The organism is Corallococcus sp. NCSPR001, assembly GCF_017309135.1.
Lineage (GTDB): Bacteria > Myxococcota > Myxococcia > Myxococcales > Myxococcaceae > Corallococcus.
This window is the reverse complement of sequence record NZ_JAFIMS010000002.1, coordinates 1436381-1459956: the sequence shown is the minus strand read 5'-3', so window position 1 is coordinate 1459956 and position 23576 is coordinate 1436381. Positions and strand designations below refer to the sequence as shown.

The following is a 23576-nucleotide window of genomic DNA, read 5'->3' as shown; positions in this document are numbered from 1 at the left end:
CCCCCCGGGGAGGGCGGAACCTACCCCTGGCGGAGGCTGATGGCCCCCATCAGGCCATGGCCTCGGGGGCCTGGGCTGCGGCCCCGGCCGGCACCCGACGCCGCAGCGCCTGGTAGTGCTTCAGCCAGGACGTGTTCAGCGGGTCCAGCTTGAGGGCCTCGGCGTAGCGCTCCAGCGCGGCCGGGACGGCCCGTTGGACCTCCAACGCATGCCCCTGGGTGAAGAGCGCGCGGGCCTTCTTCTCCACCTCCGGTCGGGCCGCGAGGAAGGCGCTGCGCAGCGCCTCCATGGTGGGCTCCGGGACGCCCGCGGCCACGCAGCGGGCCAGGCCCCCCAGGTTGCCCCGGGTGGCGTCGTAGCCGACGCGGGAGAGCGGATCTCCAAGCATCCGCTGCGCGGCCAGCACGCGCACGCGCAGGGCGTCCAGGGACTGGCGCTGGCCGGTGGGCAGCGGGCGGTTCTGGAACGCGACCAGCCGGCGCAGGGCGGCCTGGGCGCGGCGGTGGATGTCACCGAAGTCCGCGTCGTGCTTCGCGCCCAGCAGCGTGTAGGGGTCCCGGGCGACGGCCTCCGCGCGGGACAGCATGCGGGCAAGCTCCGCGTCGGGCGCGGGCTCCGCGTCCTCCATCAGGGCGCGGGAGAGCAGCCGGCCCAGCGCGGGGAACTCGTCGGAGAAGTGGACGAAGACGCCCGCGGGCACGTTCCAGGTGCGCGCCTCGTCGAAGGTGACGTGGCGGACGACGTCGCAGGCGCCCAGCGCCGTCTCGCCCCGGAAGGACACCTCCACCGTCAGCCGCGCGGCGAGCGGGGGCAGTGAGCCCTGGCACTCGGCGAAGAGGCCTTCAGGGGCGACGTCGCTCACGCAGACGGACTGGAGCACCTCGCCCGGCGTGAGGCCCAGGCGCACGCGCAGGTCCGCGGGCGCGTCCGTGCGAGGCGCGGAGGCCTCCAGCGGCGGCACGGCGGGGTTGACCAGCGGGATGGGCGCGGCGTCATGGACGACGTCCACCAGCGGGATGGGCGGAGGCGACGGAATGGACGCGGGCTCCAGCGAGGGCGCCAGGGTCATGAACGGGATGGCCGCGGCGCCCAGCGTGGACGTGGGGTTCACCGCCGCCTGCGTCGTGACGTCCAGGGGCGAGGCCGGATCCACCAGCAGGATGGGCGCGCCAGCCTGGAGCGAGTTCGGCTCGACGATGCCGAGCTTCATCGTCCTGGCCGGAGCGTGGGACGCGGGGCCTCCCGCCGGCGGTTCCGGATCGGCGTCCCCCAGCAGCGCCACGGCGGAGGCCCAGAACGCGGCCACCTCCGCGCGCATGGCCCCGTCACCGGAGCGGGCGTTGGACGGCGCCCCATCCGCCACGCGCAGCGCGGCGTCCTCCACGGACGTGGCGGTCATGCCCCATTCGGGCACGTCCTCCACGATGTCGAAGTCGTCCGCCGCGTCGTGCTTCCCGGCGGCCTCCTTCGCGGCGGAGACCCCCTCCACCTGGGACACCTCCTCGGGAGCATCCGCGGACGCGTTGCGCACCGGCGCCTTCATGCCCAGCGCCTCCGCGAGCGCGACGCGGAAGGCCCACGCGCTGTCGAAGCGCTCCTCCGGCTTCGCGGCCAGCGCGCGCAACAGCACGGTGGACAGCGCGGGCGGCACGCTCGCGTTGATGGCGTGCGGCGGGAACAGCGTCACGTCCGAGGAGCGCCCCAACCCGAACGGCAGCCGGCCCGTCACCAGCAGGTAGCCCGCCACGCCCATCGCATGCAGGTCCGCGCGCGGGCCTCCATTCATCCCCGCGCACTGCTCGGGCGCCATGAACGTGGGCGAGCCCACCGTCACGCCCTGCGCGCGCTCCTCCTGCGACAGGGCCGCCTCGCGCACCGCGCCCGCGCCGAAGTCGCGCACCCGCACGCGCCGCTCGCCCTTCGCGTCGCGCGTGACGAACATCGAATCCAGCGTGAGGTCCCCGTGCACCAGCCCGCGCGAGTGCGCCGCCTCCAGCCCCGCGAGCGCCTGATCCAACACCTCGCCCACCTCGGCCGGAGACAGCGGCAGGGGCATCGCGCTCAGCGACTCACCCTCCGGCGCCTCCTGCAGCACGCAGGGCAACCCTTGCGGACCGAGGCGCACGTCCAGCACGCGCGCCACGTGGCGGTGCACGACGTTGCGCTGCGCCAGCGCCTCCGCGATGAAGCGGGCGCGCACGGCGGGACGGGCCGCCAGATGCGCGTGCAGCACCTTCACGGAGAAGCGGTGCCCGGTGGGCACGTACTCCGCCAGGTACACCGACGCCACCGCCCCCACCTCCAGCCGGCGCTTCAAGAGCAGCGGCCCGTGCCGCTGACCCTCCAGCGAATCCCCCGGCACCAGAGGCCGGCCAGCGACGGAGCACGCCTCCCCCTCCCGGTGTTCGCCCACGCAGCGCTTGCAGCCCATCGCCCACCCCGCCTGTCGCCCCGGAAATGGGGCGGACCCGGGGTGGGCTTGCAACCCGCGCGCCTCATGCCCGGGGACCCGCCTTCGTCCAGGCCACGACACTCCAACACCCGCGAGTGCCAGCAAACCCCGCAAAACGAACCAGGGCCCCCTGTAGAAACGACAGGGAGCCCCAGGAAGAAATGTGTGGGGTGAAACAGGAGGCGGAGTCGCCTCAAGGCCTACAGCAGCCGGGTGCGCTTCCTGGCCTTGAGGGCCTCGACGACCTTGCGGACGTCCTGGCTCTTGTCCTTGGGGACCACGAGCACGGCGTCACCGGAGTCCACCACCACCACGTCGTGCATGCCCACGACGGAGAGCGTGCGCTTGTCGGCCAGCACCACGCAGTTCGTGCAGTCCACCAGCACCGCGTCGCCGGAGACGACGTTGCCCTGCGCGTCCGCGGGGCGCACTTCGGGGATGGCGGCGAAGGAGCCCACGTCGGACCAGCCGAAGTCGCCGTCCAGCACCGCGATGTTCTCCGCCTTCTCCATCACGCCATAGTCGATGGAGATGGAGGGCAGCTTGGGGAACACGCGCTTGAGCACGGCCGGGAAGGTGCGCTTGCCCGCGGCCTTCTGGAGCGCGTCCAGGCCCTTCTGCATCTCCGGCATGTGCTTCTGGAAGGCCTCCAGCATCACGTCCGCGCGGAAGACGAAGATGCCGCCGTTCCACAGGTAGTCGCCGCCGGCCACGTACTCCTGCGCCGTCTTGAGGTCGGGCTTCTCCTTGAACGCCTTCACGCGGCGGCCGCCGCCCTCCAGCGCGTCACCGACCTGGATGTAGCCGTAGCCCGTCTCCGGGCGCGCGGGCTTGATGCCCAGCGTGACGATGTGGCCGCCTTCCGCGATGCGGGCCGCTTCCGCGAGCGTGCGCTGGAAGCCCTTCACGTCCCCCACGTGGTGATCCGACGGCAGCACCGCGAGCACGCCCTTGGGGTCGCGCGCGGCGACCTGGAGCGCGGCGAGCGCGATGGCGGGCGCGGTGTTGCGCGCCACGGGCTCCACCAGCAGGTTGCCCTTGGGCAGCCCCTTCACCAGCTTCATGGCCGTCTTCGCGTGCACGGGGCCGCACACGATGAAGGTGTTCTTCACCGGCGCGAGGCCCTTGAGGCGCTGGGCGGTGTCGGTGAGCAGCGGCTGCTTGGAGGCCAGCGGGAGGAACTGCTTCGGACGGGCCTGGCGGGACAGCGGCCAGAAGCGGGTGCCGGAGCCTCCGGCCATGATGACGGGGTAGAGGGCCATATGCGGGTGCGAGCTCCTAGGGGCACGCCGGGCCACCGCCTGGCGCGCACGGCGGCGCACCATAGCGCTTCGCGCCAGCGGCGGAAGGGGCACGGCCGCCTGCCCTCCGAGGGATGGGGCGCGACAATGTGGGCAGAGTTTTGACCCGCCCCCGAAAAGCCAGTCTCATGCCCCGGCGTTGAGCCTCAAACCCACATCCACCGGATGGACGCTGGCCTTCACCGTGCTGCTGGCGGTGGGGTTGTCCCTGGCTCCATTGCCGGAGAAGTACCGCCCCCTCCCCAGCCTCCGTCAGGAAGGTTCGCTCGGGCCCAAGCTGGCGGCGATCGCGCTGCCCGCGTCCCTGCGCGGCGTGAAGGCTCCACGTCCGCCCTCGGACACGATGGTTCCGGACGCCCCGCCCGCCGCGGTCGCGGAGGCGGACACCGCCGCCAACGACACGGATCCGCGGGCGGGCCCGCAGGTGGGGGAAGCCCCGGCCGTGCCCGGCATCGGCCTGGAGGAGCTCTCCGCCCCCACGCTGGCGGGCGCGCTGGAATTGGAAGCGCTGCGCGAGCGCATGGGCGCGAAGCACGTGGACATCGAGCTCAACTGCCGCAAGACGCGCGCGGACGGGACCTGTGAAGAGGACGGCCTGGCGCCGTTCATGAAGGCGCTGGGAGACCTGCGCGCGGACTCGCGGCGCACGCCGGTGCGGGTGGTGCACCTGGGCGATTCGCTGATCGCCTCCGACTACGTCACGGACGTGGTGCGCGACCGGCTCCAGGAGCGCTTCGGTTCGGGCGGTCCGGGCTTCCTCTACATCCACCGGCTGGCGAGCGCCGGCCGCGCCACGCGCGCGGGCACCGCGAGCACGGACGGATGGAAGATGGAGCGGCTGGTGGACACGCACTGGCCCAAGGACCGCGTGGGCTGGACGGGCGTGGCCTTCTCCACGAGCGGCCCGGCGCAGTCCACGCGCTACTCCGTGGAGGGCGCGCGCGAGGCGGAGCTGTTCTTCCTGGCCCAGCCCGCCAACGGCGCCGTGCAGGTGGCGGTGGACGGCAAGAACACGCAGCGCATCCAGACGCGCGCGTTCGGCTCCAAGGCGGAGGCGGCCTTCGCGCGGCTCAGGATTCCAGAGGGCGCCAGGACGCTGACGCTCACCGCGAGCGGCAAGACGGAGCTGCACGGCGTCTCCGTGGAGTCAGGCACGCCGGGCGTCGTCTACGACACGGTGGGCCTCCTGGGCGGCATGGCGGAGGTGTACCTGCGCGCGCAGCCCCAGGCGTTCCGCGCGCAGCTCAAGCACCGCAAGCCGTCGCTGGTGGTGTTGATGGTGGGCGGCAACGAGGCGTTCTTCCTCTCGCGCGAGCGCACCACGCTGGAGGAGGTCCGCTCGCAGATGAAGCAGCTGGTGTCGCGCGTGCGCACGGCGGTGCCGGAGTCCGCGTGCCTCGTCATGTCGCCCATCGACGCGGGCGTGCGCACGCTGAGCGGTGAGGTGATTACGCGCCGGCACTCGGCGGAGGTGGCGGAGGTGTTCCGCGAGGAGGCGCGCGCGGGAGGCTGCGCCTTCTACGACACGCTGGCGGCGATGGGCGGCGAGGGCTCCGCGCTCAAGTGGCTGGAGTCCGGCCTGATGCTGGAGGACCTGGTGCACCCGCGCGTGCGCGGCTCCAACCTCCTGGGCCACCTGTTCGACCTGGCCTTGCAGCGGGCCTTCGCGCGCACGCATCCGCCGCGCGTGCCGGGCGCGGACATGACCGGTCTGCGGGACGCGACCCCGGCGCTGCGCCGCACGTTCGAGTCCCTGGCCCGCCGCGAGTCCGGCGCGAAGCTGCGCGTGGGCGTCGCGCAGTTGGGCGCGTCACACACGGCGGCGCACTACTTCTCCGACCAGGTCCGCGACGCGCTGACGAAGCGCTTCGGTGACGCGGGCCGGGGCTTCATCGCGGCGGGCAAGCCGTCCTCGCGCCTGGAGGCGGCGCACGTGACGCGCACGCTGGACGGCGCGTGGACGGTGGAGGACGCGAAGCGCACGCCCGGCGGCGCCTCCGGAAGCATCTGGGGGCTCACCGGCATCCGCGCGGTGGGCGCGCCCGGCGCGAGCCTGGGCATCTCCTTCTGCGAAGGCTGCGCGGAGGACAAGAACCGCCAGGGCCGGCTGGACCTGTACGCGCTGGACGCGCCAGGGGCCGCGGCGCCTGAAATCACGGTGGACGGCGAGGAGATTCCGCCGGAAGCCCCGCCGCCGGAGCCGCTGACGCAGCCCACGGTGCGCATCCGTTCGTTCCCGGTGACGGGCGTGGCGCACTCGGTCCAGGTGAAGGTGCCGGAGGGCGGCGGGAGCGCGACGGTGCTGGGCGCGTCGCTGGAGTACGACGTGCCGGGGCTGGTGTACGACGCGCTGGGGTTGCCCGGCGCCACGGCCTTCACGGCGCGGGACATGGATGCGCCGGCGATGGACGCGCAGCTGACCGCGCGCCGGCCGGACCTGCTGGTGTTCTGGTACGGCACCAACGAGGCGGAGCTGCCGGGACTGGACGCGGCCGGGCTGCGCCAGGACTACGCAGCGCTGATTGCGCGCATGCGCAAGGCGACGAACGCGGAGTGTCTGCTCATCGGCCCCACGGACCGGCTCCAGCAGGACGCGAATGGCCGCTGGGACGAGGCGCCGTCGCTGGCGAAGGTGCTGAGCACGTTGCCGCAGGTGGCGAAGGACGCGGGCTGCGCGTACTGGTCCGCGCGCGCGGCGATGGGCGGTGAGCGCTCCATGCAGCGCTGGCAGCGCCAGCCGGAGCCGCTGGGCCACGCGGACGGCGTGCACCTGACGCCGCGGGGGTACGCGGTGCTGGCGAACGCGTTCGTGAAGGACCTGATGGCGGCGTACGAGTCCACGAAGAAGGGCGGCGAGCCGACGGCCTCCGCCGCGGGAGCGCCCTGAGCCGTGCTGTCCCACAGCCTCCAGTACGTCGTCTTCGTCATCACGGTGTTCGCGCTCTACTGGGCGGTGCACCGGCATTACTGGCCGCGGATGCTGTTGCTGCTGGCGGCAAGCCTGCTGGTCTACCTGTCGTTCCTCGGGGTGCCGCTGAGCGCGTTCGTGGGCAGCATGCCGCCCGGCGAGCTGGTGGTGAAGCTGGTGCCGCTGTTCATCTTCCTGGCGGGGGTGACGGTGGATCACCTGCTGGTGAAGGGGATGGGGGCCACGGAGCGGCCGGGGCTGCGCAAGGCGCTGGTGGTGCTGTCCATCGTCTCCAACCTGGGGCTGCTGGCGGGCTTCAAGTACCTGGAGCTGTTGCGCAGGACGGTCGCGTCGCTGTTGGGGCCGTGGGGCGTGGAGGTGCGGCCGGAGCCGTTCCATCTGCTGTTGCCGGTGGGCCTGTCGTTCTTCGTGTTCCAGTCCATCAGCTACACGGTGGACGTGTACCGGGGGAAGGCCAGCTCCGAGCACTCGTTCGTGGAGCACCTGCTCTACATGCTGTTCTTCCCGCGCGTGTTGAGCGGACCGATTGTCCGCGCGTCGGAGCTGATGGCGCACTTCCGGGAAGTGCCCACGCTGTCATCGGATGACGGGAACAAGGCGTTGTTCCGCATCGCGGTGGGGCTGGTGAAGAAGCTGGTCATCGCGGACGTGCTGGGCAGCGGCATCGTGGATCCGGTGTTCGGCAGTCCGCACGCGTACTCGTCGGCGGAGTGCGCGGTGGCGGCGGTCGCGTACACGTTGGAGCTGTACTACGACTTCTCGGGGTACTCGGACATCGCGATTGGCGTGGCGTCGCTGTTCGGCTTCAAGTTCCCGGAGAACTTCGCGCGGCCGTACCTGGCGAAGAACCTGTTCGAGTTCTGGAACCGCTGGCACATGAGCCTGTCGTCGTGGCTGCGGGACTACCTGTACATCCCGCTGGGCGGCAACCGGCGGTCGAAGCCGCGCGTGTGCTTCAACCTGATGATGGTGATGGTGCTGGGAGGCCTGTGGCACGGGGCGGACTGGCGCTTCGCGGTCTGGGGCGCGGTGCACGGCGTGGCGTTGTGCGGGGTGCGGTGCTGGTGGTGGTTCAAGGGCAAGCAGCAGGAGCCCGGACCGGTGCGCGTGGCGTTCGGGATGCTGGCCACGTTCACGCTGGTGGTGTTGACGCGCGTGGTGTTCCGGGCGCCGGACATGGCGCACGCGGGTGAGTTCTACGCGCGGATGCTGGCCGGAATCCCGGGCCTGGCGAACGTGGGCCCGCTGGTGTGGAGCATGCTGGCCATCGCCATCCTCGCGCACGCGGTGCCGATGAAGCTCTACGACACCGCGGCGCTCGTGTTCCTCAAGCTGCCCGCGCCCGCGAGAGCGGTGGTGCTGGTGCTCCTGGGCCTGGGCATCCGCCAGCTGTCCACGCTGGAGACCCGTCCGTACGTGTACCTGCAGTTCTGAGTAGGCTGGCGCCGGATGAGTCTCCTCCGGCGAAAGCTCCTCTGGCTGAGCATCGCGGGCCTGGGCATCGCGTGCGCGAGTTCAGGTGCGCGGCGATTCTACCTGGCATCGGAACTCTCCACGCAGGACGGCTTGGACGGGCTGACCATAGCGCCTGGGCCATGGCCTGAGATTCCCGCTGTCTTGACGCAATCCGCGCTTGTTCCAGATGACCTGGTGATTCCAACGCTCCAGGCATTGCTTGAGCTTCCAGGGGCGGTTGACACATGTGATTCGAACACAGGGCGCCCTCGTCCGGAGGCATCGGAGTACTGCGTCGCCATCTATCGAACGCCTTCGGACTGGCGCGTTTCATGGCCTGTGCGCAACACATCGAAGTCGAGCGGCTCCTGCATGCCCCCGTTTGGAGGTGTCGACGACACGGATCTCGGCAGGAACCTTCCGGTCTTTGGATACGCGCACAACCATCCATGCGCCTCAGGCCTGAGCAATCAGGACCTGCGCACCTGGCCCATGGCGAAGTCGGAAGGTGCATGGGTGATGGTCGCCTATGGCACGACGCCGGATGGACGGCTCGCGCGCGACGAACAAGGACAGGTGATTCCAGCCTGGGGTTGGCTTGCCACCGGGCATCGTGATGCGCCCCGGTTCTACAGGTGGAACCAGAAAGGCGATGTCTTCCGGTGGGATGTCGATAGGAAGCGTTGGGACTTCCAGGCACGCTGCGAACCCAGTCCTCCCAGCATGCTCAGGCCTGAAGGCATTCCCCCCAACTGCTCAGCGGCACTCAACCCTTAGAGGCCCATGAGCCATTCAGGTGCAACATGTTGAAGGTTCCGCACTCGATGTTGATTGCATCGTTGCTGCTGGAGACAGGGCTCCTTGGGATGCCTTTCTGCAACAGACGGCCGGATCCAAGTCCAGCGGCAGCGCAAGCGCAGGAGGCGCCTCCAGATGCGGGGACATCCGCGACCGGCGCTGAAGCAACAATTCCCTGGCCCAAGCAAAACCTGACGCCACTCGCCACCCTGGAAGGGCCCGCCATTCAGGCCGCGCATGCAGCCCTGGAAGAGGCGCTGAAGCAGTTTCCAAAGGAGTCCAAGGGCCAGTGCGCCTTTTCCGCCCAGGCCCTTGAAGTCGTCATCGGTCAGGAGGCGGGCTGGTACTTTGTCCGCGTCAATCGACGCGTGGACAGGTGCCCCGGTTTCGGCCCGAGTGTCACGGGCCTCGAGACGGACTGGTTCGAGCTGTATGCCATTTCGCCCGATGGGCGAATCGAGCGCTATCCCTACTCCCCCTAGCCCCGGCGAGACGCACAGTCCCGCCGAGCCTACGCCACCGCTTCAGTTCGCCTGGAGAGTGAACAGGGTCACCCGGTTGTCCGTGGTCAGGCCCACGCGGTACCGCCACGTCGCGGTGCCAAACCGCACCAGGTACGTGTAGATGCGGTCGTCGCCTCGCGTCTCACGGTTCGCCAGCACCAGCGGCCCCGCTGGCCCCAGCCCCTGCAACATGGACCGGAAGAACGGACCGGCCTCCTCGAAGTACCTGGCCGGGACGTAGGCGAACATCGACGGCTCCCAGGCCCCCTGCCGCGTCTTCTCCAGCAACTCCGTGAGCCTTGCCGTCACCTCCGGCTCCGTGTCCGGAATGGGCTTGAGCGGCGGCACGGCGAGCGCCGGATTCACGATGGCCGCGATTCCCTCCACGAGCAGCGCCGGGTTCGACTTGTCCAGGTTCGCCAGCACCACGATGGACAGCCCGTCCCCCAGGAAGCGTGAGTAGGCTGTCCGGAATCCCTGCCACGATCCCGTGTGCCTGTGCAGCGGCTGACCGTTGCGCTCCAGCACCTCCCACCCGAAGCCATACGGCCAGACGACGCCGCTGTTCAGCTTCACCGGCGACAACACCTCCCGCCAGCTCTCCGGCGTCAGGATGGCCCGCTTCTCCACCGCCGCATCCCACGACAGCATGTCCTTCAACGAGAAATAGAGCGCGCCGTCCCCCGTCGTGTTCAACGCCTGCGACACCCACTGCTGGTTCTTCACCACGCCCCCCACCAGCGCGTAACCCGCCGCGCGGTTCGGGATGATGTCCGCCTCGCTGATGCCGCGCGCCGTCTTCATGCCCGCGGGCTTGAAGACCTGGCGCGCCAGCACCTCCTGATACGTCATGCCCGCGACGCGGTTCACCAGGATGCCCAGCAACACATAGCCGGAGTTGCTGTAGCTCCACCGCAGCCCCGCCGGGAACTCCAGCGGTAGCTTGTAGATGAACTCCGCGAACTCCTGCTCCGTGTAGTCCTTGCGCTCGTCGAGCAGTCCCTCCAGGTCCTTGATGCCAGACGTGTGCGTCAGCAGGTGGCGCACCGTGATGGGCTTCCATGTCTCGGGCGCATCCGGGAAGTACTTCGTCACGCTGTCGGACAACGACACGCGCCCCGCCTCCACCTGGAGCATCAGCGCCGCCGCCGTGAACATCTTCCCCACGGAACCCGACTGGAAGAGCGTGTCCGTCCCCACCGGGACCTGGTGCTCCAGGTTCGCGAAGCCATACCCCTTCGCCAGCACCACCTTGCCGTGGCTCACCACCCCCACCGCGAGCCCCGGCACGCCCAGCCGCTTCTGCTCCGCGCGCACGAACGCGTCGATGCGCTCGCGGAGCGGGTCACGGGCCTGAGCGGGAAGGGCCACCAGCAGGCCCACCAGGAAGACGGCAGCCAACGCGAGCGACCTCGAGGAATGGCGCATGGGGATCTCCAGCACCCCCTGGGGAGTCCCCATCCGCGCAAACGATGCATGCCCCGCGATATGAACAGCGCGCCATGAGCCGCGCGCCATCCATGGGCCCTCCCCCGCCTCCGTTCCGCTTCCGCCGGCGCCTGCTGGCCGTGATGCTGCTCGCGGGCCTCATCCCGCTGGGGCTGCTGGGCGCCCTCGCCCAGGGCGTGCTGGAGCGCGTGCTCTCCATCTCCATCGCGCCCGTGGAGGCCGTGCTCGACACCGTCTCCGATGAGCTGAGCCGCCGGGGGCTGCCGCCGGATGCGCTCGACGAAGCCCGGCTGAACCTGGCGCAGGCGGAGCTGGCACGGCGGGCCCTGGTGCGCCGCGTGCCCGTGTTCATCGCCGGGGTGGGCGCCATCGCCGCCGTCGTGCTGGCCGTGTCCGCCGTGCTCCTGGGCCGCGTCCTCACGCGCCCCATGGCCACGCTGCTGGAAGGCATGCGGGCCTACTCGCGCGGAGACCTGTCCGTCCGTCTCCCCGTCCCCGAGCCCGCTCGCGATGAGCTCCAGTTCCTCCTGGGCCAGTTCAACCGCATGGGCCAGGAGCTACTGGACCAGCGCGAACACCTCAAGGCCGCCCAGCAGATCGCCGCGTGGCAGGACGTGGCGCGGGCGCTCGCCCACGAGCTGAAGAACCCCCTGACCGCAATGAGGCTGTCGCTCGCGCGTCTGTCTCCCCAGGATGCCGGCACCCCACCCGACCCGACACGCCTCGCCGAAGCCGTGGCCCTCCTCCAGGAGGAGGTGGAGCTGCTCATGCGCATGACCCAGAGCTTCTCCACCTTCGCGCGCCTGCCGGCCCCCCGCTTCCAGGACGTCGCGCTGCGTCCACTGCTCGCGGAGGTGTGCGCGCTGTACGCGGGCACGTCGCCGGTGCCCGTGATGCTCGACCCCGGTGAAGACGTGTCACTGCGCGCGGACCCGGATGGACTGCGCCGCCTCTTCGGCAACCTGGTGAAGAACGCCACCGAGGCCTCCGCACCGGACGCCCCACCCGTCCACGTCGCGCTGCACGGAGCCGCGGACGGACGCGTGCACGTCACCGTGAGCGACGGCGGCAGCGGCGTCACCGGCGTCCTGGAGGGCCCTGCCCTCACCCGGGGCCTGTTCAGCACCAAGCCCGGTGGCAGCGGGCTGGGCCTGCCCATCGCGCAGAAGATTGCCCACGAGCACGGCGGCACCTTGAGGTTGGAGCCGGGCGCCCAGGGTGGCACCCGGGCCCAGGTGGTGCTGCCTTCCGACGCCTCCCAGGTGCCCACATGAAGACCGGAGCCCGCATCCTCATCGTCGATGACGACCCCGGCGTCCTGCGGGCCGTGCGCGGGTTGCTCCAGGACGGGGGCTTCACGCCCGTGGAAGCCCGCTCCACGGCGGAGGCCTCGCGTCTGCTCGAAGCCCCGGACGCGCCGCCCGCGCTGATGCTGCTGGACCTGCGCATGCCGGGCGAGACCGGGCTGGAGCTGCTGGCGCGTCTGCCCAAGCCGCTGCCCGTCCCCGTGGTGGTCCTGTCCGGCGAAGCCTCTCCTACCGAAGCCGTGCAGGCCCTGAAGCTGGGCGCCACGGACTTCGTGGAGAAGCCTCCGTCCCCCGAGCGGCTCCTCACGGCGCTGCACAACGCGCTGGCCCTGGGCGCGCTGCGCGAGGAGCGCGAACGGTTGCTCGACGCGCTGGCCCAGCCGGGGAACCTGGTGGGCGAGAGCCCGGCCATGGAGTCCCTGCGCCAGCTCATCGCGCGCGTGGGCCCGAGCGACACGGCGGTGCTGATCACCGGAGAGACGGGCACGGGCAAGGAGCGCGTGGCGCAGGCGCTGCACAAGGCCTCCGGACGCAAGGGCCGGCTGGTGGCGGTCAACTGCGCGGCCATCCCCTCCACGCTGCTGGAGAGCGAGCTGTTCGGCCACGAGCGAGGCGCCTTCTCCGGCGCGGTGGCGCGGCGCGCGGGCCGCTTCGAACAGGCCCAAGGCGGCACGCTGTTCCTGGACGAGTTGGGGGACATGCCGCTGGAGCTCCAGGCCAAGCTGCTGCGCGTCCTGGAGACGCGGCAGGTGGAGCGGCTGGGCGGCACGCTGCCAGTGCCCGTGGACGTGCGCATCCTCGCGGCCACGCACCAGGACCTGGGCCGCGCGGTGAAGGAAGGCCGCTTCCGGCAGGACCTCTTTTTCCGCCTCAACGTGTTGCCCCTGCACCTGCCGCCGCTGCGCGAACGTCCCGAGGACCTGCTGCCCCTCGCGCGCGTCTTCGCGGCGGAGCTCGCGGGCCCCAAGACGCCGCTCGTGCTCGCGCCGGGAGCGGAGGCCGCGCTGCGCGCCTACCCGTGGCCCGGCAACGTGCGCGAGCTGCGCAACGTCATCGAGCGGCTGAACCTGCTTCGCGGCGAGGGTCCGCTGGAGCTGGGACCGGACGCGGTGGCGGCTCCCACGGGCGCCGCACCCGCGCCGCGCAGGACGTTGGGGGACAAGAGCTACCGCGAGCACGTGGAGGACTTCGAGCGGGACCTCATCCGCGCCGCGCTCCGCGAAGGTGAGAGCATCGCCGGGGCCGCGCGCATCCTCCAGGTGGACCGGGGCAACCTCTACCGGCGCATCAAGGCCCTGGGTCTGCCTGTGTCTTCGTGAGCCGCGCGATGTCACGGCCACAACCGCCCGAGACATCCGGATGTGTCCATGACATCCGCCCGTCTGCTCGCCCTCCGTCGTTCCGGGCACTTGCCGCGAGGCCCCGCCTGGAACGGAGCATGCTCCTACCGCCCTCCATGAACCGTCTCGCACTGGCGCTCTGCTTCGTCTCGCTCGCTGCCCTGGGCCAACCCACACCGGATGCCGGCACCTCCGCCGGGGTCCCCGCTTCCCATCCCGCACCGGATGCCGGTGGCGCCTCCGCGCCTTCGGCCAGCGACGCGGCCCGCCCCGCTCAAGAGGGCAACCCTTCCGACGCTTCGGCCACCCTCCACACGGCGCCTGCGCCATCGGAGGACTCCGATGACTCAACGTGCCCGGAGGGCTTCAACGAGGACGATGGCGACCTCTCGGACTCCACGGTGCTCGGAGCCATGCAGGTCGAGGTGGACGGCCGGGGACTCACGCCCACGGGCCTGGAGTTTCGCGGGCTCCAGCGGCTCACGGAGGCGCAGGTCCGCAAGCTCGTGGGCGCACCGCCCCCGGATGCATCCCGCCCCCTGACGGCCACGCAGGTGCAGTCCCTGCTGCATCGCCTGGCGCGCACCGGCCTCTTCGCCCGCGTGGAGCCGCGTGTTCGCGTCAGTGAGCAGGGTCCGGCCCTGCTCGAAGTGACGTTGCAGGAGAACCCCACGCTCACCTCGGTGGAGTTCGAAGGCCTTCAAGACCTCCGGCCCGACGAACTGTGGGGAGCGCTGTTCGAGCGTTCCGCCGACGCGGCCGAGGACGATGACGAGGTCACCACGCTGAGCTTCCACACGCGCCGCGGGCAACTGAGGGTCGTCAGCCCGTGCCCACCGCCGCGCCCGCCCCGGGCGTGGCTGGCGCGACGGGAGGGCGGCGCGTTCCGCCCCGGCATCATGCGGGGAGGCCTGGACGCCGCGCTCGACCGCGTCCTCAAGACGCTGCGCGAGGGCGACGGATACCTGCTCGCGACGGTGTCCGCGACGCTGTCCCCTGAAGGCCGGCTGGTCGTGACGGTGGACGAAGGCCAGCTGGAGTCCGTGGAGGTGCGTGGCGTGGACGACGCGATGGCCACACGGGTGCGCGAAGCCCTGGGCCTGGAGCCCGGCGACGTCTTCCTCCGCAGTGATGCCCGCCGCGCCATGGAGCGCATGGAGTCGCGGCTGCCCTTCCTGCGCGCGGTGGACAGCGAGGACCTCCAGGAGGAACGCACGGCCGTGCGCATCGTCGAGGAGCGCGAGGCCGACGGCACGCGGACCTACCGCACGCAAGAGGAGCCCCGCCGAAAGCCGCGGCGCCACGAGCGCGTGGAGTTCGAGTTGGGCTGGAACCGGATGTTCAACGGCTGGCGCGACGCCGGGAGCGACGGCCTCACGCTGGCGGGGAAGCGGCTGATCGTGCACGTGCGCCCGCGTCCTCCGGACCTGGACGTGGACCTGCTGCCCGTGCACACGCAGGTGACGGGCTTCGCGCCGGGGCTCAAGGCGAGCCTGCGCATCTTCGACTCCCGAGACCGCGTGCACACGACGCTGGAGGGAGGCTTCTTCATCCCCCTGCGGCTGGGCGGACAGCACATCCCGGATGATCCGGAGGGCACGAGCCGTCAGCGCCACGTCAACCTGCTGGGCGGCGCGAAGGTGCAACTGCCCGCGCTGGGCATCGAGGAGCTGGGCGCGCAGGTGCACGACTTCATCGACACGCTGGACCGCTGGCGGCTGGGGGACTTCGACTCGTACTTCTACTCGTTCCTCATCAACCGGCCGGACCGGGACTACTTCCGCCGTCAGGGCTTCACGGCCTTCGCCACCTGGCGTTGGGCGGACTCGTGGCTCGCGGGCGTGGAGGTGCGCGGTGACACGATGAGCTCGCTCCAGTCCTTCACGCCGCCGCTCAGCCTCTTCCGGAATGATGACCCGCCGTTCCCGAACGCGCCGGTGAACGAAGGGCGCTTCCGTTCAGCGGTGGTGCGGCTGGAGTACAGCGAAACCGCGGAGCGCGACACGCGCGTGGGCTCGCTCTTCCGCACGCCGGAGACGTCCCTCTTCAAGCATCATGAGAGCTGGAGGCGCGAATCCAGGCTGCGCGGCTTCGTGACGCTGGAGGTGGGCGAAGGCCCGGGCGCGGACGGCGCGGATGCGCGCTTCTGGAAGCTGGTGGGCGACGTGGCGCTGGACATGCCCATGAAGTGGGACACTCGATTGAACCTGCGCCTGCGGGCCGCGACGGGCCACGACCTGCCGCTGCAGAAGCAGGAGGCGCTGGGAGGCTGGAGCGCGCTGCGAGGCTTCGGCTTCAAGGAGTTCCGGGGCGGAGACAGCTCGGTGCTCGCGAGCGCCGAGTACCGCTGGGACTGCCTGGGCCTCTTCGCGGACCTGGGTTCGGTGCACGCCGCGAGCGCATGGTCGGACGCGAAGTTGGGCCTGGGGGCCAGCCTCCACCTCGGTGACACCCTGCGCTTCGAGGCCGCCTGGCGCATCGACGAAAAGGCCCGGCTCGAGCCCGAGGCGCGCCTGCTGTTCAACCGGACCTTCTGAGCCATGGGAAGGCACGCCACAAAGGGCAGGCAAGGCGCGGCGCTCGTCGTCGCGGCGGGCCTGCTCGCGTCCGGAGCACACGCGGAAGAGGCGTCCGCCGCCTGCACCGCGACGCTCTCCGGCAAGCGCGTGATGGTCCGGCCGGAGGCACGCGCCTTCATCTCCCCGGAGCTGGACCGGCTGGTGCGGCTGGGCCTCGCGGGGAAGCTGGAGGTGGAGCTGACGCTCTGGAAGCGCCGCGCCTTCTGGTTCGACGCGCACCTGGACAGCGCGCGGGTCACCCAGGTGCTCGCCTTCACGCAAGAGGGCTACGTCCTGGACGGGCGAGAGCTGACCGGAGGCGTGGGCACGCTGGAGCTGGAGCGCGTGGCCTGGACGCTGGACTCCAGGCCCGGAGCGGACGAGCACTTCGTCGTGCGGGTGGAGGTGCGGCTCCAGGTCGTGACGGCCGCGAGCCTGGGCCGCATGGCGCGCTGGCTCACCCAGGGTGAGGCCTCGTCCTCCGGAACACCCGTCCTGGGGAGCCTGCTGCGCTCCGTGGCGGAAGACCTGGCGAGACAGGCCACCGGCCGCTGCGACGTGAGCCGCCAGCCCTGACGCGGCCCTCAGCCCCGCCGCGCCACCAGCGCCACCAGCGCGATGCGCTCCACGCCCGCGTACGGCTCCTTCTCCAGCTCCTCGCCGAACACGTCCGGGTCCAGCTCCTCGTAGCGCACCTCCGAGAGCGGCGCGCCCCGCCACACCGGCTCCAGCGCGGTGCGCAGCAGGTCCTCACCGTCCACCACCGGCGCTCCCGTGTAGAGCACCAGCGTGCCGCCCGGCCCCAGGCGCTCCACGCTCTCACGCACGATGCGCACCGACAGCTCCGTGCCGTGCGTGCCGCCGCCATCCCGGTACGTGCGCTTGTCCGTGTCCGCCAGGTACGGCGGGTTCGCCATGATGAGGTCGAACCGGCCAGACACGTCCCGCAGCAGGTCCGAGTGCACCGCCTGGACCGCGTGCGCGCCGTTCAGCCTCGCGTTCACCCGCGAGTACTCCAGCGCCAACGGGTTCAAATCCGCGAGCACCACCTGCGCGCTCCGCGCCGCCACCGACAGGCCCCCGGCCCCCGAGCCGCACCCCAGGTCCACCGCGCGCCGGAAACTGCCCGGCACCCGCTGGAGCAACGCGCAGAACCGGTAGGTGTCCGGCCCGAAGAACACCGCGTCCTGCTCCGACGTGGGCCACGCCGAATGGACGTACAGCCCCGCGCCCAGGCTGGAGAACCGCACCCGGCTCCGGTGCGTCCCGTCCCTGCAGTCCACCAGCGCGCCCGCCTCCTCCAGCAGCGCCACCATCCGGGGCTCCAGCACGCCCGGTCCGAAAGGCCGGCTCCATCCGAAGACGTCCCGGACCGAGTGGGCCACCTTCGCCCCCGGCCGCGCGTTCACCCGCCGGTGCGTCTCCGGGGTCACCGTCGTGAAGGCATACCCCCTGGCGCGAAGAGCCTCGCCCAGCGCCACCAGCGCGGCCTCCCTCACCTCCATGCCCCCGGCCCCATTGCCACCATCCACGTCGCGCCCTTTCGAAGGGTTTCCCCTTCAACGTGGGACCGGCCGTCCAAGGCGACAAGGCGCCTTTGCGCCAGGGCCGCCCGCCAGCACGGACCCGGGGGCTCAGCGGTCAGCAGGCAGGGGAGCGTCCAGCAGGTCCTGGATGCCCGGCACCTCCACCACGAACTGCAGGAAGTTGCGCAGGATGCGCCCCGTGGCGCCCCAGATGACGTGCTCGCCGTGCGTGTAGAAGTGCACGTCGTGCTCCATCCCCTCCCAGATGTGCCGCTCCACCCGGAGGATGGCGGGGTCCAGCAGGCGCGCCAGCGGCACCTCCAGCACCAGGTCCACTTCCATCGGATTGGGCACGTACCTTCCGTCCCCCGGTACGACGCCCACGTAGGGACGGATGCGGTACGCGGACGTGGTGGGCGTCTCGTCCAGCAGGCCCAGCACGCGCACGTGCGCGCGAGCGATGCCCAGCTCCTCCTCCGTCTCGCGCAGCGCGGTCTCCACCGGCGTGACGTCCCGCGCCTCCTGGCCTCCGCCCGGGAAGGCGTACTGCCCCGCGTGCGTGCGCAGGGTGGCGGGCCGCCGCGTGAAGACCACGTGGGGCACGCCATCCCGCTCGAAGAGGGGCACCAGCACGGCGGCCTCTCGCAGCGCCCGGCCCTTCCACTCGAACGTCCGCGCCGGCCTCGCCGTCAGCCGCGACTCCAGCGCATCGAACAGGGCCTGCACGCGCACGACCTCCCCCTTCCTCAGTCCGTGATCTGCTTCTCCACCGGCGGCTTCGTCGGAGCCTCCGGCGTCGCCAGGTTCTCCACGCCGGACATCGGCTTGAGGATGTTCGCCTGCAACAGCCCCAAGAGCAGCACCCCCAGCGCGATGCGGTACACCACGAACACCAACGTGGTGCGCCGCTTCAGGAAGCTCAACAGCCACGCGATGGCGGCCATGCCCGACAGGAAGGCCACCAGCGTCCCCACCACCAGGGCCACCGTCGACGGCCGCTGCGTGGCCTCCAGCAGGTGCTTCAGCTCGAAGATGCCCGCCAGCGTCGTCGCCGGGATGGACAAGAGGAACGAGTAGCGCGCCGCGTCCTCGCGCTTGAGCCCCAGCGACAGGCCGCCCGTGAGCGTCGTGCCGGAGCGGGACGAGCCCGGCACCAGCGCCAGCGCCTGCCACAGGCCGATGAGGATGCCGTCCTTCCACGTCATGTCCGCCACGGTGCGCTGGTGCGACGCGCGCCTCTCCACGACGAACAGCACGATGGCCAGCACGATGAGGCTGCCCGCGATGACGTAGAGCGAACGGAACTGCGTCTCGATGAGCTTCTTGAACGCCAGCCCGCAGATGCCGATGGGCAGCGTGCCCACGCCCACGAACCACGCGAGCCGCGCCTCCAGCGTGCCGAACGGGTCCCGCTTCACCAGCCCCACGACGAACGCCTTCACCAGCGCGACGATGTCCTTGCGGAAGTAGATGAGCACCGCGGCCACCGTGCCCAACTGGATGATGGCCGAGTACGCCGCGCCCGGGTCGGGCCAGCCGAACAGCTCTGGCGCGATGCGCAGGTGCGCGGTGGAGCTGATGGGCAGGAACTCCGTGAGACCCTGGACCAGACCCAGGACGATGGCTTCGAGCAGGCTCATAGGGAACGTGGCCGCCAGGGATATGCCCTGCCCCCCTGCCCCGCAAGCGCGAAGGTTCCCCACACCGGGGCCCGGGTCCGCCACCCGACCGTCCGGCGTGGGAAGCCGGGAGGCGAACCCGGGTAGGCTCCACCCCGCCATGCCCCCCGTCCCCCTGTGCCCCTGCTCCTCCGGCCAGCGCTACAAGCAGTGCTGCGCCCCCTTCCACAAAGGCGAGGCGGAAGCCCCGGACGCCGAGCGCCTCATGCGCAGCCGCTACAGCGCCTTCGCCCAGCGCGACGCCGCGTACCTGTGGAAGACGCTCCACCCCGACCACCCGATGCGGGCCCGTCCGGAAGCGGACGTCGTGCGCGAGCTGCGCGCCTTCGCCCAGGCCCACCAGTACCCGGGGCTGGCGGTGTTGGGCCACCAGCCTCCGGACGCGACGGGGCTCTCCCGCGTCCTCTTCTTCGCCAAGGTGTTCGAGAAGGGGAAGGACCAGTCCTTCGTGGAGCGCTCGGACTTCCGCCACGACGGCACCGGCTGGCGCTACCTGGACGGCGTCCTCAAGCTGCCGCGCGAGCTGAAGGTCCCGCCGGAGTCCCTCACGCTCGAGACCTTCCCCGCGGACTGAAGGCACGGCCGCGAAAATCCCCGTCAGGATTTTCGCGGCGCTTGCGTCCATGGAAGTGCTGCCCGGCCGGAGAGGCCCTACACGCTCTGGTAAAGCTCCACCACAATGGGGCTCGCGGTTCGAATCCGCCTTGGCCTGAAACGCCACCCAATCGTGGCTTCTCCACTCGGGCAGCACCCTTCTTCCTCCTCACGTCACCCTCCGGACCGCGCGTCCCTGTCGAGCGACGAGAGGTCCCGGTCATCACCGTCGCCGCCCGGTGCGCCATCCGCGCCCAGTGACACGATGGCCGGCACGCCCCGGTCCAGCGTGTACACATAGTCATTGCCCCACGGGTCGCGCGGCAGCTCCGGGAGGATGTTCTCCTCCACCAGCACGCGCAGCCCGGAGGGGGTGTCCGGCAGCCGGCCCTTCTTCATCGCGTACAGCTGGAGCCCCTGCCCCAGCGAACCGAAGTCCAGCCCCACGCGCTGCTGCTTCGCCTGGCCGAACTGGCCCATCACCGACACGCCCACCGCCGCCGCGCGACCCGTGGGCCCACGTCACTCCACCCTCAGGCCTCTTCTGGCGCGTGCGACACCACCCAGAGCGGAGTGTCCCCACACTGCACCAGCAGTTCATCCCCCTGCCGGGCCAGCAGCGTGCCCGGCTCCGCGCGAGGGTCCTCGCCCCGCCACGCCCGCGTGCGCTGGACGCGAACCCAGCGGCCCTCGAGCCGGGCCCTCGCATCCCCCTTCCCCTCGCGCCACCCCGCGAAGCGGCACGCGCGCACCTTCAGGTGCACGGCGCGCGCGCTGTCGCGCCAGTCGATGTCCCGGTACGCCAGCTCGAAGAAGGGCGCGAAGGTCGCGTCCGCCTCCGCCTGCCGCTCCCCCACGTCTCCTCGTGCAACCCGCTCCATCACCCCGGGCAGCAGCCGGCGCGACGTGAGCATCAGCTTCTCGAAGACCACCTCCTCCGCGTCCTCGTCCGTCACCGCGAACGTCCCCTGCGCGAGCACGGGCCCGGTGTCGAAGCTCGCGTCCATGCGGTGGAAGGTGAGCCCCAGCTCGCGGGCGTCCTCACGCAGCGCCCACCCCAATGGACAGGGCCCCCGGTATCGCGGCAGCAGGGACGGGTGCGCGTTCACCGCCCCCAGCCGGGGCAACGCCAGCGCCTCCGGTGGCAGCCTCCACGGGAAGAAGAAGCACAGGAGGAGGTCCGGCTTCAGGCCCGCCAGGCGGGGCGTCAGGTGCGCCCGCTCGCTCACCAGCAGCACGTCCACGGACGGGGGCGCGGCCTCGAAGAGCCGCCCCAGCTCCGCCCAGCCCTCCATGTCCAGCGGGCGCAGGCCCCGGATGCCCGACGGCACCACCAGCGCCACCACGTCATGCCCCAGGGCCCTCAGCGCCAGCGTGAAGTCGTGCGCCACCGCGGGGGCCACGGTGAGCAGCACGATGCGCCAGCCAGACGCGGCACCCGGAGTCGGCATGGCCGTGTCCTAACAATTCACCCAACGTGTGCGCCCGGCCAACGCACGCGCCCTGCCCGGAAATGAAAACGCGCTCGCCCCCGGGGAGGAGACGAGCGCGTGGACCCGGCCGGAGTGCTTTCGGTGGGGTCAGACCGCCTTCAGACGGGGCGTGCGCGTCTTGGGGGCGGGGGCGGCGACGGCCTCACGGAGCGCGTCCTTCTTGTCCGTGCGCTCCCAGGTGAACTCCTTCTCCGCGCGGCCGAAGTGACCGTACGCGGCGGTCTTCTGGTAGATGGGCCGCAGCAGGTCCAGGTGCTCCGTGATTTCGCGCGGGCGCAGGCCGAACACCTGGCGCACGGCGCGGGCGATCTGCTCTTCCGGCACGGTGGACGTGCCGAAGGTCTCCACCATCACGCTGACAGGCTCCGCCACGCCAATGGCGTAGGACACCTGCACCTCGCAACGGCTGGCCAGGCCCGCCGCCACGACGTTCTTCGCGATGTAGCGGCCCATGTACGCGGCCGAGCGGTCCACCTTGGACGGGTCCTTGCCGCTGAACGCGCCGCCACCGTGACGGCCCATGCCGCCGTAGGTGTCGACGATGATCTTGCGGCCCGTGAGGCCCGAGTCGCCCATGGGGCCGCCGATGACGAAGCGGCCCGTGGGGTTGATGAAGAACTTGGTCTTGTTGTCGATGAGCTTCTTCGGCAGGACCTTCAGGATGACGTCCTCGCGGATGGCCTCCTGGATCTTCTTGTTGGAGACGTCATCCGAGTGCTGCGTGGACAGCACCACCGCGTCGATGCGCAGCGGCTTGCCGTCCTTGTACTCCACCGTGACCTGGCTCTTGCCGTCCGGGCGGATCCACGGGTGGTTCTTGCGGCGCACCTCCGCCAGGCGGCGGGTCAGCGCGTGCGCGTAGTGGATGGGCGCGGGCATCAGCTCCGGCGTCTCGTCGCACGCGAAGCCGAACATCATGCCCTGGTCGCCGGCGCCCTGGTCCTTCTTGTTGTCCACGCCCCGGGCGATGTCCTGGCTCTGGCCCTCGATGGCCACCATGACGCCGCAGGTGTTGCCGTCGTAGCCCATGGCGCTGTCGGTGTAGCCGATGCGCGTGATGGTGGAGCGGACGATCTTCGGGATGTCCACGTAGGTGTTCGTCGTCACCTCACCCGCGACGATGGCGAGGCCCGTCTTGACGAGCGTCTCCACGGCGACGCGCGCCTGCGGATCCTTGGCGATGATGGCATCGAGCACACCGTCGGAGATCTGGTCGGCGATCTTGTCCGGGTGGCCCTCGGTGACGGATTCAGACGTGAACAGGAAGTCGGTAGGCATGTCTTCTCGGGCTTCGCGCTTATTCGGTGACGCAGCGCAGAGGGGCGGACACTAAACGTGCGGTCCCAGCAGAGTCAAACCTGTCGATACAGGGGTTTATTCGGCGCGAAGCGCCCCCCGGGCAGGCGGACCGACGTCGCGGGTGTGCCTGGCCGCCGGTTGAATTTCATGGTTCGCGCGGCGTTCTCCTGGGCTACAGGACCCGCGCCCTTCTTCTGGAGGTCAACGACCCATATGAACGCCATCGCCCGCATTCGCACCCTTCCCTTCCTGGTTGCCCTCACCTTCGCCCTGCCCGCGCTCGCCGCGCCCAAGGCTTCCGAAGCCATCACCAAGCCGGTGAAGACCGTGGTGCAGTCCGTGCGCTACGAGAAGGACCTCAAGGCGCTGGAGAACCTGGGCAGCGACCAGCAGGGCCTCTTCCTGCTGGGTGAAGAGTGGACCAAGGCCACGGACGCCCAGCGCAAGGAGTTCACCCAGCTCTTCCAGAGCCTGTTCGCGAAGATCGCCTTCCCCAAGGTGCGTGAGAACTTCAAGAACCTGGACTCCATCACCTACGACGAGCCGCAGGTGACGGGCGACAAGGCGCTCGTGGGCTCCACCATCTTCATCAACCACCCGCTGAAGAAGCAGGAGATGAAGCTCAAGTACGCCGTGGAGAAGGTGGGCAGCAGCTGGAAGGTCGTGGACGTGTCCGTGCTGGGCGACTCCATGCTCACCGGCATCCGCGATGATCAGGTCCGCCCCCTCTTCAAGGAGGGCGGCTGGGACGCGCTGCTCGGCGCCATGCGCACGAAGAACAACGAACTGGCTTCGGTGAAGGTGAAGTAATCCAGTCAGTCGCCACCTGGGCAGCCGGGCGACCCGGCCCTCGCCGTCCCTCCGGGTTTCGGGGGAGGCGCGGGCCGGGTAGG

General features: G+C 70.8%; 18 protein-coding genes. 9 read left to right on the top strand and 9 right to left on the bottom strand.

The window, feature by feature from the left end; genetic code table 11:
• Positions 1-49 precede the first annotated feature (49 nt).
• On the bottom strand, positions 50-2431 hold the full coding sequence (locus JYJ93_RS39895; protein ID WP_242543724.1) for a serine/threonine-protein kinase: 2382 nt from the start codon (positions 2429-2431) through the stop codon (positions 50-52).
• 221 nt (positions 2432-2652) lie between these two features.
• Positions 2653-3714: a mannose-1-phosphate guanylyltransferase gene (locus tag JYJ93_RS08095; protein WP_206787700.1), complete on the bottom strand. Its 1062-nt coding sequence runs from the start codon at positions 3712-3714 to the stop codon at positions 2653-2655.
• 178 nt (positions 3715-3892) lie between these two features.
• On the opposite strand from JYJ93_RS08095, the gene JYJ93_RS08090 reads away from it, so the two are divergent.
• The 3 genes from JYJ93_RS08090 (at position 3893) to JYJ93_RS39890 (ending at position 9417) form a co-directional block, all read left to right on the top strand.
• Positions 3893-6640, top strand: a complete 2748-nt coding sequence (locus JYJ93_RS08090; protein WP_206787699.1) for a GDSL-type esterase/lipase family protein — start codon at positions 3893-3895, stop codon at positions 6638-6640.
• A 3-nt stretch (positions 6641-6643) separates the two neighbouring features.
• Complete coding sequence (locus tag JYJ93_RS08085) at positions 6644-8116, top strand: MBOAT family protein (RefSeq protein WP_206787698.1); 1473 nt, start codon at positions 6644-6646, stop codon at positions 8114-8116.
• Between the two features lie 824 nt (positions 8117-8940).
• On the top strand, positions 8941-9417 hold the full coding sequence (locus tag JYJ93_RS39890) for a hypothetical protein (protein ID WP_242543723.1): 477 nt from the start codon (positions 8941-8943) through the stop codon (positions 9415-9417).
• Between the two features lie 42 nt (positions 9418-9459).
• On the opposite strand, the gene JYJ93_RS08075 is transcribed toward JYJ93_RS39890, so the two are convergent.
• Entirely contained in the window at positions 9460-10866 is a 1407-nt protein-coding gene (locus JYJ93_RS08075) for a serine hydrolase domain-containing protein (RefSeq protein WP_206787697.1), read from the bottom strand.
• A gap of 74 nt (positions 10867-10940) precedes the next feature.
• Between JYJ93_RS08075 and JYJ93_RS08070 the strand changes: the two genes are divergently transcribed.
• The 4 genes from JYJ93_RS08070 (at position 10941) to JYJ93_RS08055 (ending at position 16668) form a co-directional block, all read left to right on the top strand.
• Positions 10941-12161 carry an ATP-binding protein gene (locus JYJ93_RS08070; RefSeq protein ID WP_242543722.1) on the top strand — a complete coding sequence of 407 codons (1221 nt, stop codon included), beginning with the start codon at positions 10941-10943 and terminating at the stop codon, positions 12159-12161.
• Positions 12158-13513 (top strand): sigma-54 dependent transcriptional regulator, encoded by a 1356-nt coding sequence (locus JYJ93_RS08065; protein ID WP_206787696.1) that lies wholly within the window; start codon positions 12158-12160, stop codon positions 13511-13513. Before JYJ93_RS08070 ends, JYJ93_RS08065 begins: the two co-directional genes overlap by 4 nt.
• Positions 13514-13650: 137 nt before the next feature.
• Entirely contained in the window at positions 13651-16071 is a 2421-nt protein-coding gene (locus tag JYJ93_RS08060) for a hypothetical protein (protein WP_206787695.1), read from the top strand.
• A gap of 3 nt (positions 16072-16074) precedes the next feature.
• Positions 16075-16668 (top strand): hypothetical protein, encoded by a 594-nt coding sequence (locus tag JYJ93_RS08055; protein ID WP_206787694.1) that lies wholly within the window; start codon positions 16075-16077, stop codon positions 16666-16668.
• An 8-nt stretch (positions 16669-16676) separates the two neighbouring features.
• Here JYJ93_RS08055 and JYJ93_RS08050 read toward each other — a convergent pair whose 3' ends face one another.
• The 3 genes from JYJ93_RS08050 to JYJ93_RS08040 form a co-directional block, all read right to left on the bottom strand.
• Positions 16677-17597, bottom strand: a complete 921-nt coding sequence (locus JYJ93_RS08050; protein WP_206787693.1) for a class I SAM-dependent methyltransferase — start codon at positions 17595-17597, stop codon at positions 16677-16679.
• 129 nt (positions 17598-17726) lie between these two features.
• Positions 17727-18350, bottom strand: a complete 624-nt coding sequence (locus JYJ93_RS08045) for a CoA pyrophosphatase (RefSeq protein ID WP_206787691.1) — start codon at positions 18348-18350, stop codon at positions 17727-17729.
• 14 nt (positions 18351-18364) lie between these two features.
• Positions 18365-19258 carry an undecaprenyl-diphosphate phosphatase gene (locus tag JYJ93_RS08040; protein ID WP_206787690.1) on the bottom strand — a complete coding sequence of 298 codons (894 nt, stop codon included), beginning with the start codon at positions 19256-19258 and terminating at the stop codon, positions 18365-18367.
• 139 nt (positions 19259-19397) lie between these two features.
• On the opposite strand from JYJ93_RS08040, the gene JYJ93_RS08035 reads away from it, so the two are divergent.
• Positions 19398-19871: a YchJ family metal-binding protein gene (locus tag JYJ93_RS08035; RefSeq protein WP_206787688.1), complete on the top strand. Its 474-nt coding sequence runs from the start codon at positions 19398-19400 to the stop codon at positions 19869-19871.
• A gap of 194 nt (positions 19872-20065) precedes the next feature.
• Here the strand turns inward: JYJ93_RS08035 and JYJ93_RS08030 are convergent, their stop codons facing one another.
• From JYJ93_RS08030 to metK, 3 genes are all read right to left on the bottom strand, one after another.
• Positions 20066-20371: a type II secretion system protein GspG gene (locus JYJ93_RS08030; protein ID WP_242543721.1), complete on the bottom strand. Its 306-nt coding sequence runs from the start codon at positions 20369-20371 to the stop codon at positions 20066-20068.
• A 53-nt stretch (positions 20372-20424) separates the two neighbouring features.
• On the bottom strand, positions 20425-21342 hold the full coding sequence (locus JYJ93_RS08025) for a formyltransferase family protein (RefSeq protein WP_206787687.1): 918 nt from the start codon (positions 21340-21342) through the stop codon (positions 20425-20427).
• A 129-nt stretch (positions 21343-21471) separates the two neighbouring features.
• On the bottom strand, positions 21472-22662 hold the full coding sequence (metK, locus tag JYJ93_RS08020) for a methionine adenosyltransferase (protein ID WP_206787685.1): 1191 nt from the start codon (positions 22660-22662) through the stop codon (positions 21472-21474).
• 234 nt (positions 22663-22896) lie between these two features.
• Here metK and JYJ93_RS08015 point away from each other — a divergent pair, with 234 nt between their 5' ends.
• Positions 22897-23493: an ABC transporter substrate-binding protein gene (locus tag JYJ93_RS08015; protein WP_206787683.1), complete on the top strand. Its 597-nt coding sequence runs from the start codon at positions 22897-22899 to the stop codon at positions 23491-23493.
• The last annotated feature ends 83 nt before the right edge of the window (positions 23494-23576 follow it).

What these genes read in the sequence shown, in the direction of transcription:
- JYJ93_RS39895 (WP_242543724.1), bottom strand. Translation starts at nt 2,431, where the DNA reads ATGGGCTGCAAGCGCTGCGTGGGCGAACACCGGGAGGGGGAGGCGTGC.
- JYJ93_RS08095 (WP_206787700.1), bottom strand. Translation starts at nt 3,714, where the DNA reads ATGGCCCTCTACCCCGTCATCATGGCCGGAGGCTCCGGCACCCGCTTC.
- JYJ93_RS39890 (WP_242543723.1), top strand. Translation starts at nt 8,941, where the DNA reads ATGTTGAAGGTTCCGCACTCGATGTTGATTGCATCGTTGCTGCTGGAG.
- JYJ93_RS08075 (WP_206787697.1), bottom strand. Translation starts at nt 10,866, where the DNA reads ATGCGCCATTCCTCGAGGTCGCTCGCGTTGGCTGCCGTCTTCCTGGTG.
- JYJ93_RS08070 (WP_242543722.1), top strand. Translation starts at nt 10,941, where the DNA reads ATGAGCCGCGCGCCATCCATGGGCCCTCCCCCGCCTCCGTTCCGCTTC.
- JYJ93_RS08065 (WP_206787696.1), top strand. Translation starts at nt 12,158, where the DNA reads ATGAAGACCGGAGCCCGCATCCTCATCGTCGATGACGACCCCGGCGTC.
- JYJ93_RS08060 (WP_206787695.1), top strand. Translation starts at nt 13,651, where the DNA reads ATGAACCGTCTCGCACTGGCGCTCTGCTTCGTCTCGCTCGCTGCCCTG.
- JYJ93_RS08055 (WP_206787694.1), top strand. Translation starts at nt 16,075, where the DNA reads ATGGGAAGGCACGCCACAAAGGGCAGGCAAGGCGCGGCGCTCGTCGTC.
- JYJ93_RS08050 (WP_206787693.1), bottom strand. Translation starts at nt 17,597, where the DNA reads ATGGAGGTGAGGGAGGCCGCGCTGGTGGCGCTGGGCGAGGCTCTTCGC.
- JYJ93_RS08040 (WP_206787690.1), bottom strand. Translation starts at nt 19,258, where the DNA reads ATGAGCCTGCTCGAAGCCATCGTCCTGGGTCTGGTCCAGGGTCTCACG.
- JYJ93_RS08035 (WP_206787688.1), top strand. Translation starts at nt 19,398, where the DNA reads ATGCCCCCCGTCCCCCTGTGCCCCTGCTCCTCCGGCCAGCGCTACAAG.
- JYJ93_RS08030 (WP_242543721.1), bottom strand. Translation starts at nt 20,371, where the DNA reads ATGGGCCAGTTCGGCCAGGCGAAGCAGCAGCGCGTGGGGCTGGACTTC.
- JYJ93_RS08025 (WP_206787687.1), bottom strand. Translation starts at nt 21,342, where the DNA reads ATGCCGACTCCGGGTGCCGCGTCTGGCTGGCGCATCGTGCTGCTCACC.
- metK (WP_206787685.1), bottom strand. Translation starts at nt 22,662, where the DNA reads ATGCCTACCGACTTCCTGTTCACGTCTGAATCCGTCACCGAGGGCCAC.
- JYJ93_RS08015 (WP_206787683.1), top strand. Translation starts at nt 22,897, where the DNA reads ATGAACGCCATCGCCCGCATTCGCACCCTTCCCTTCCTGGTTGCCCTC.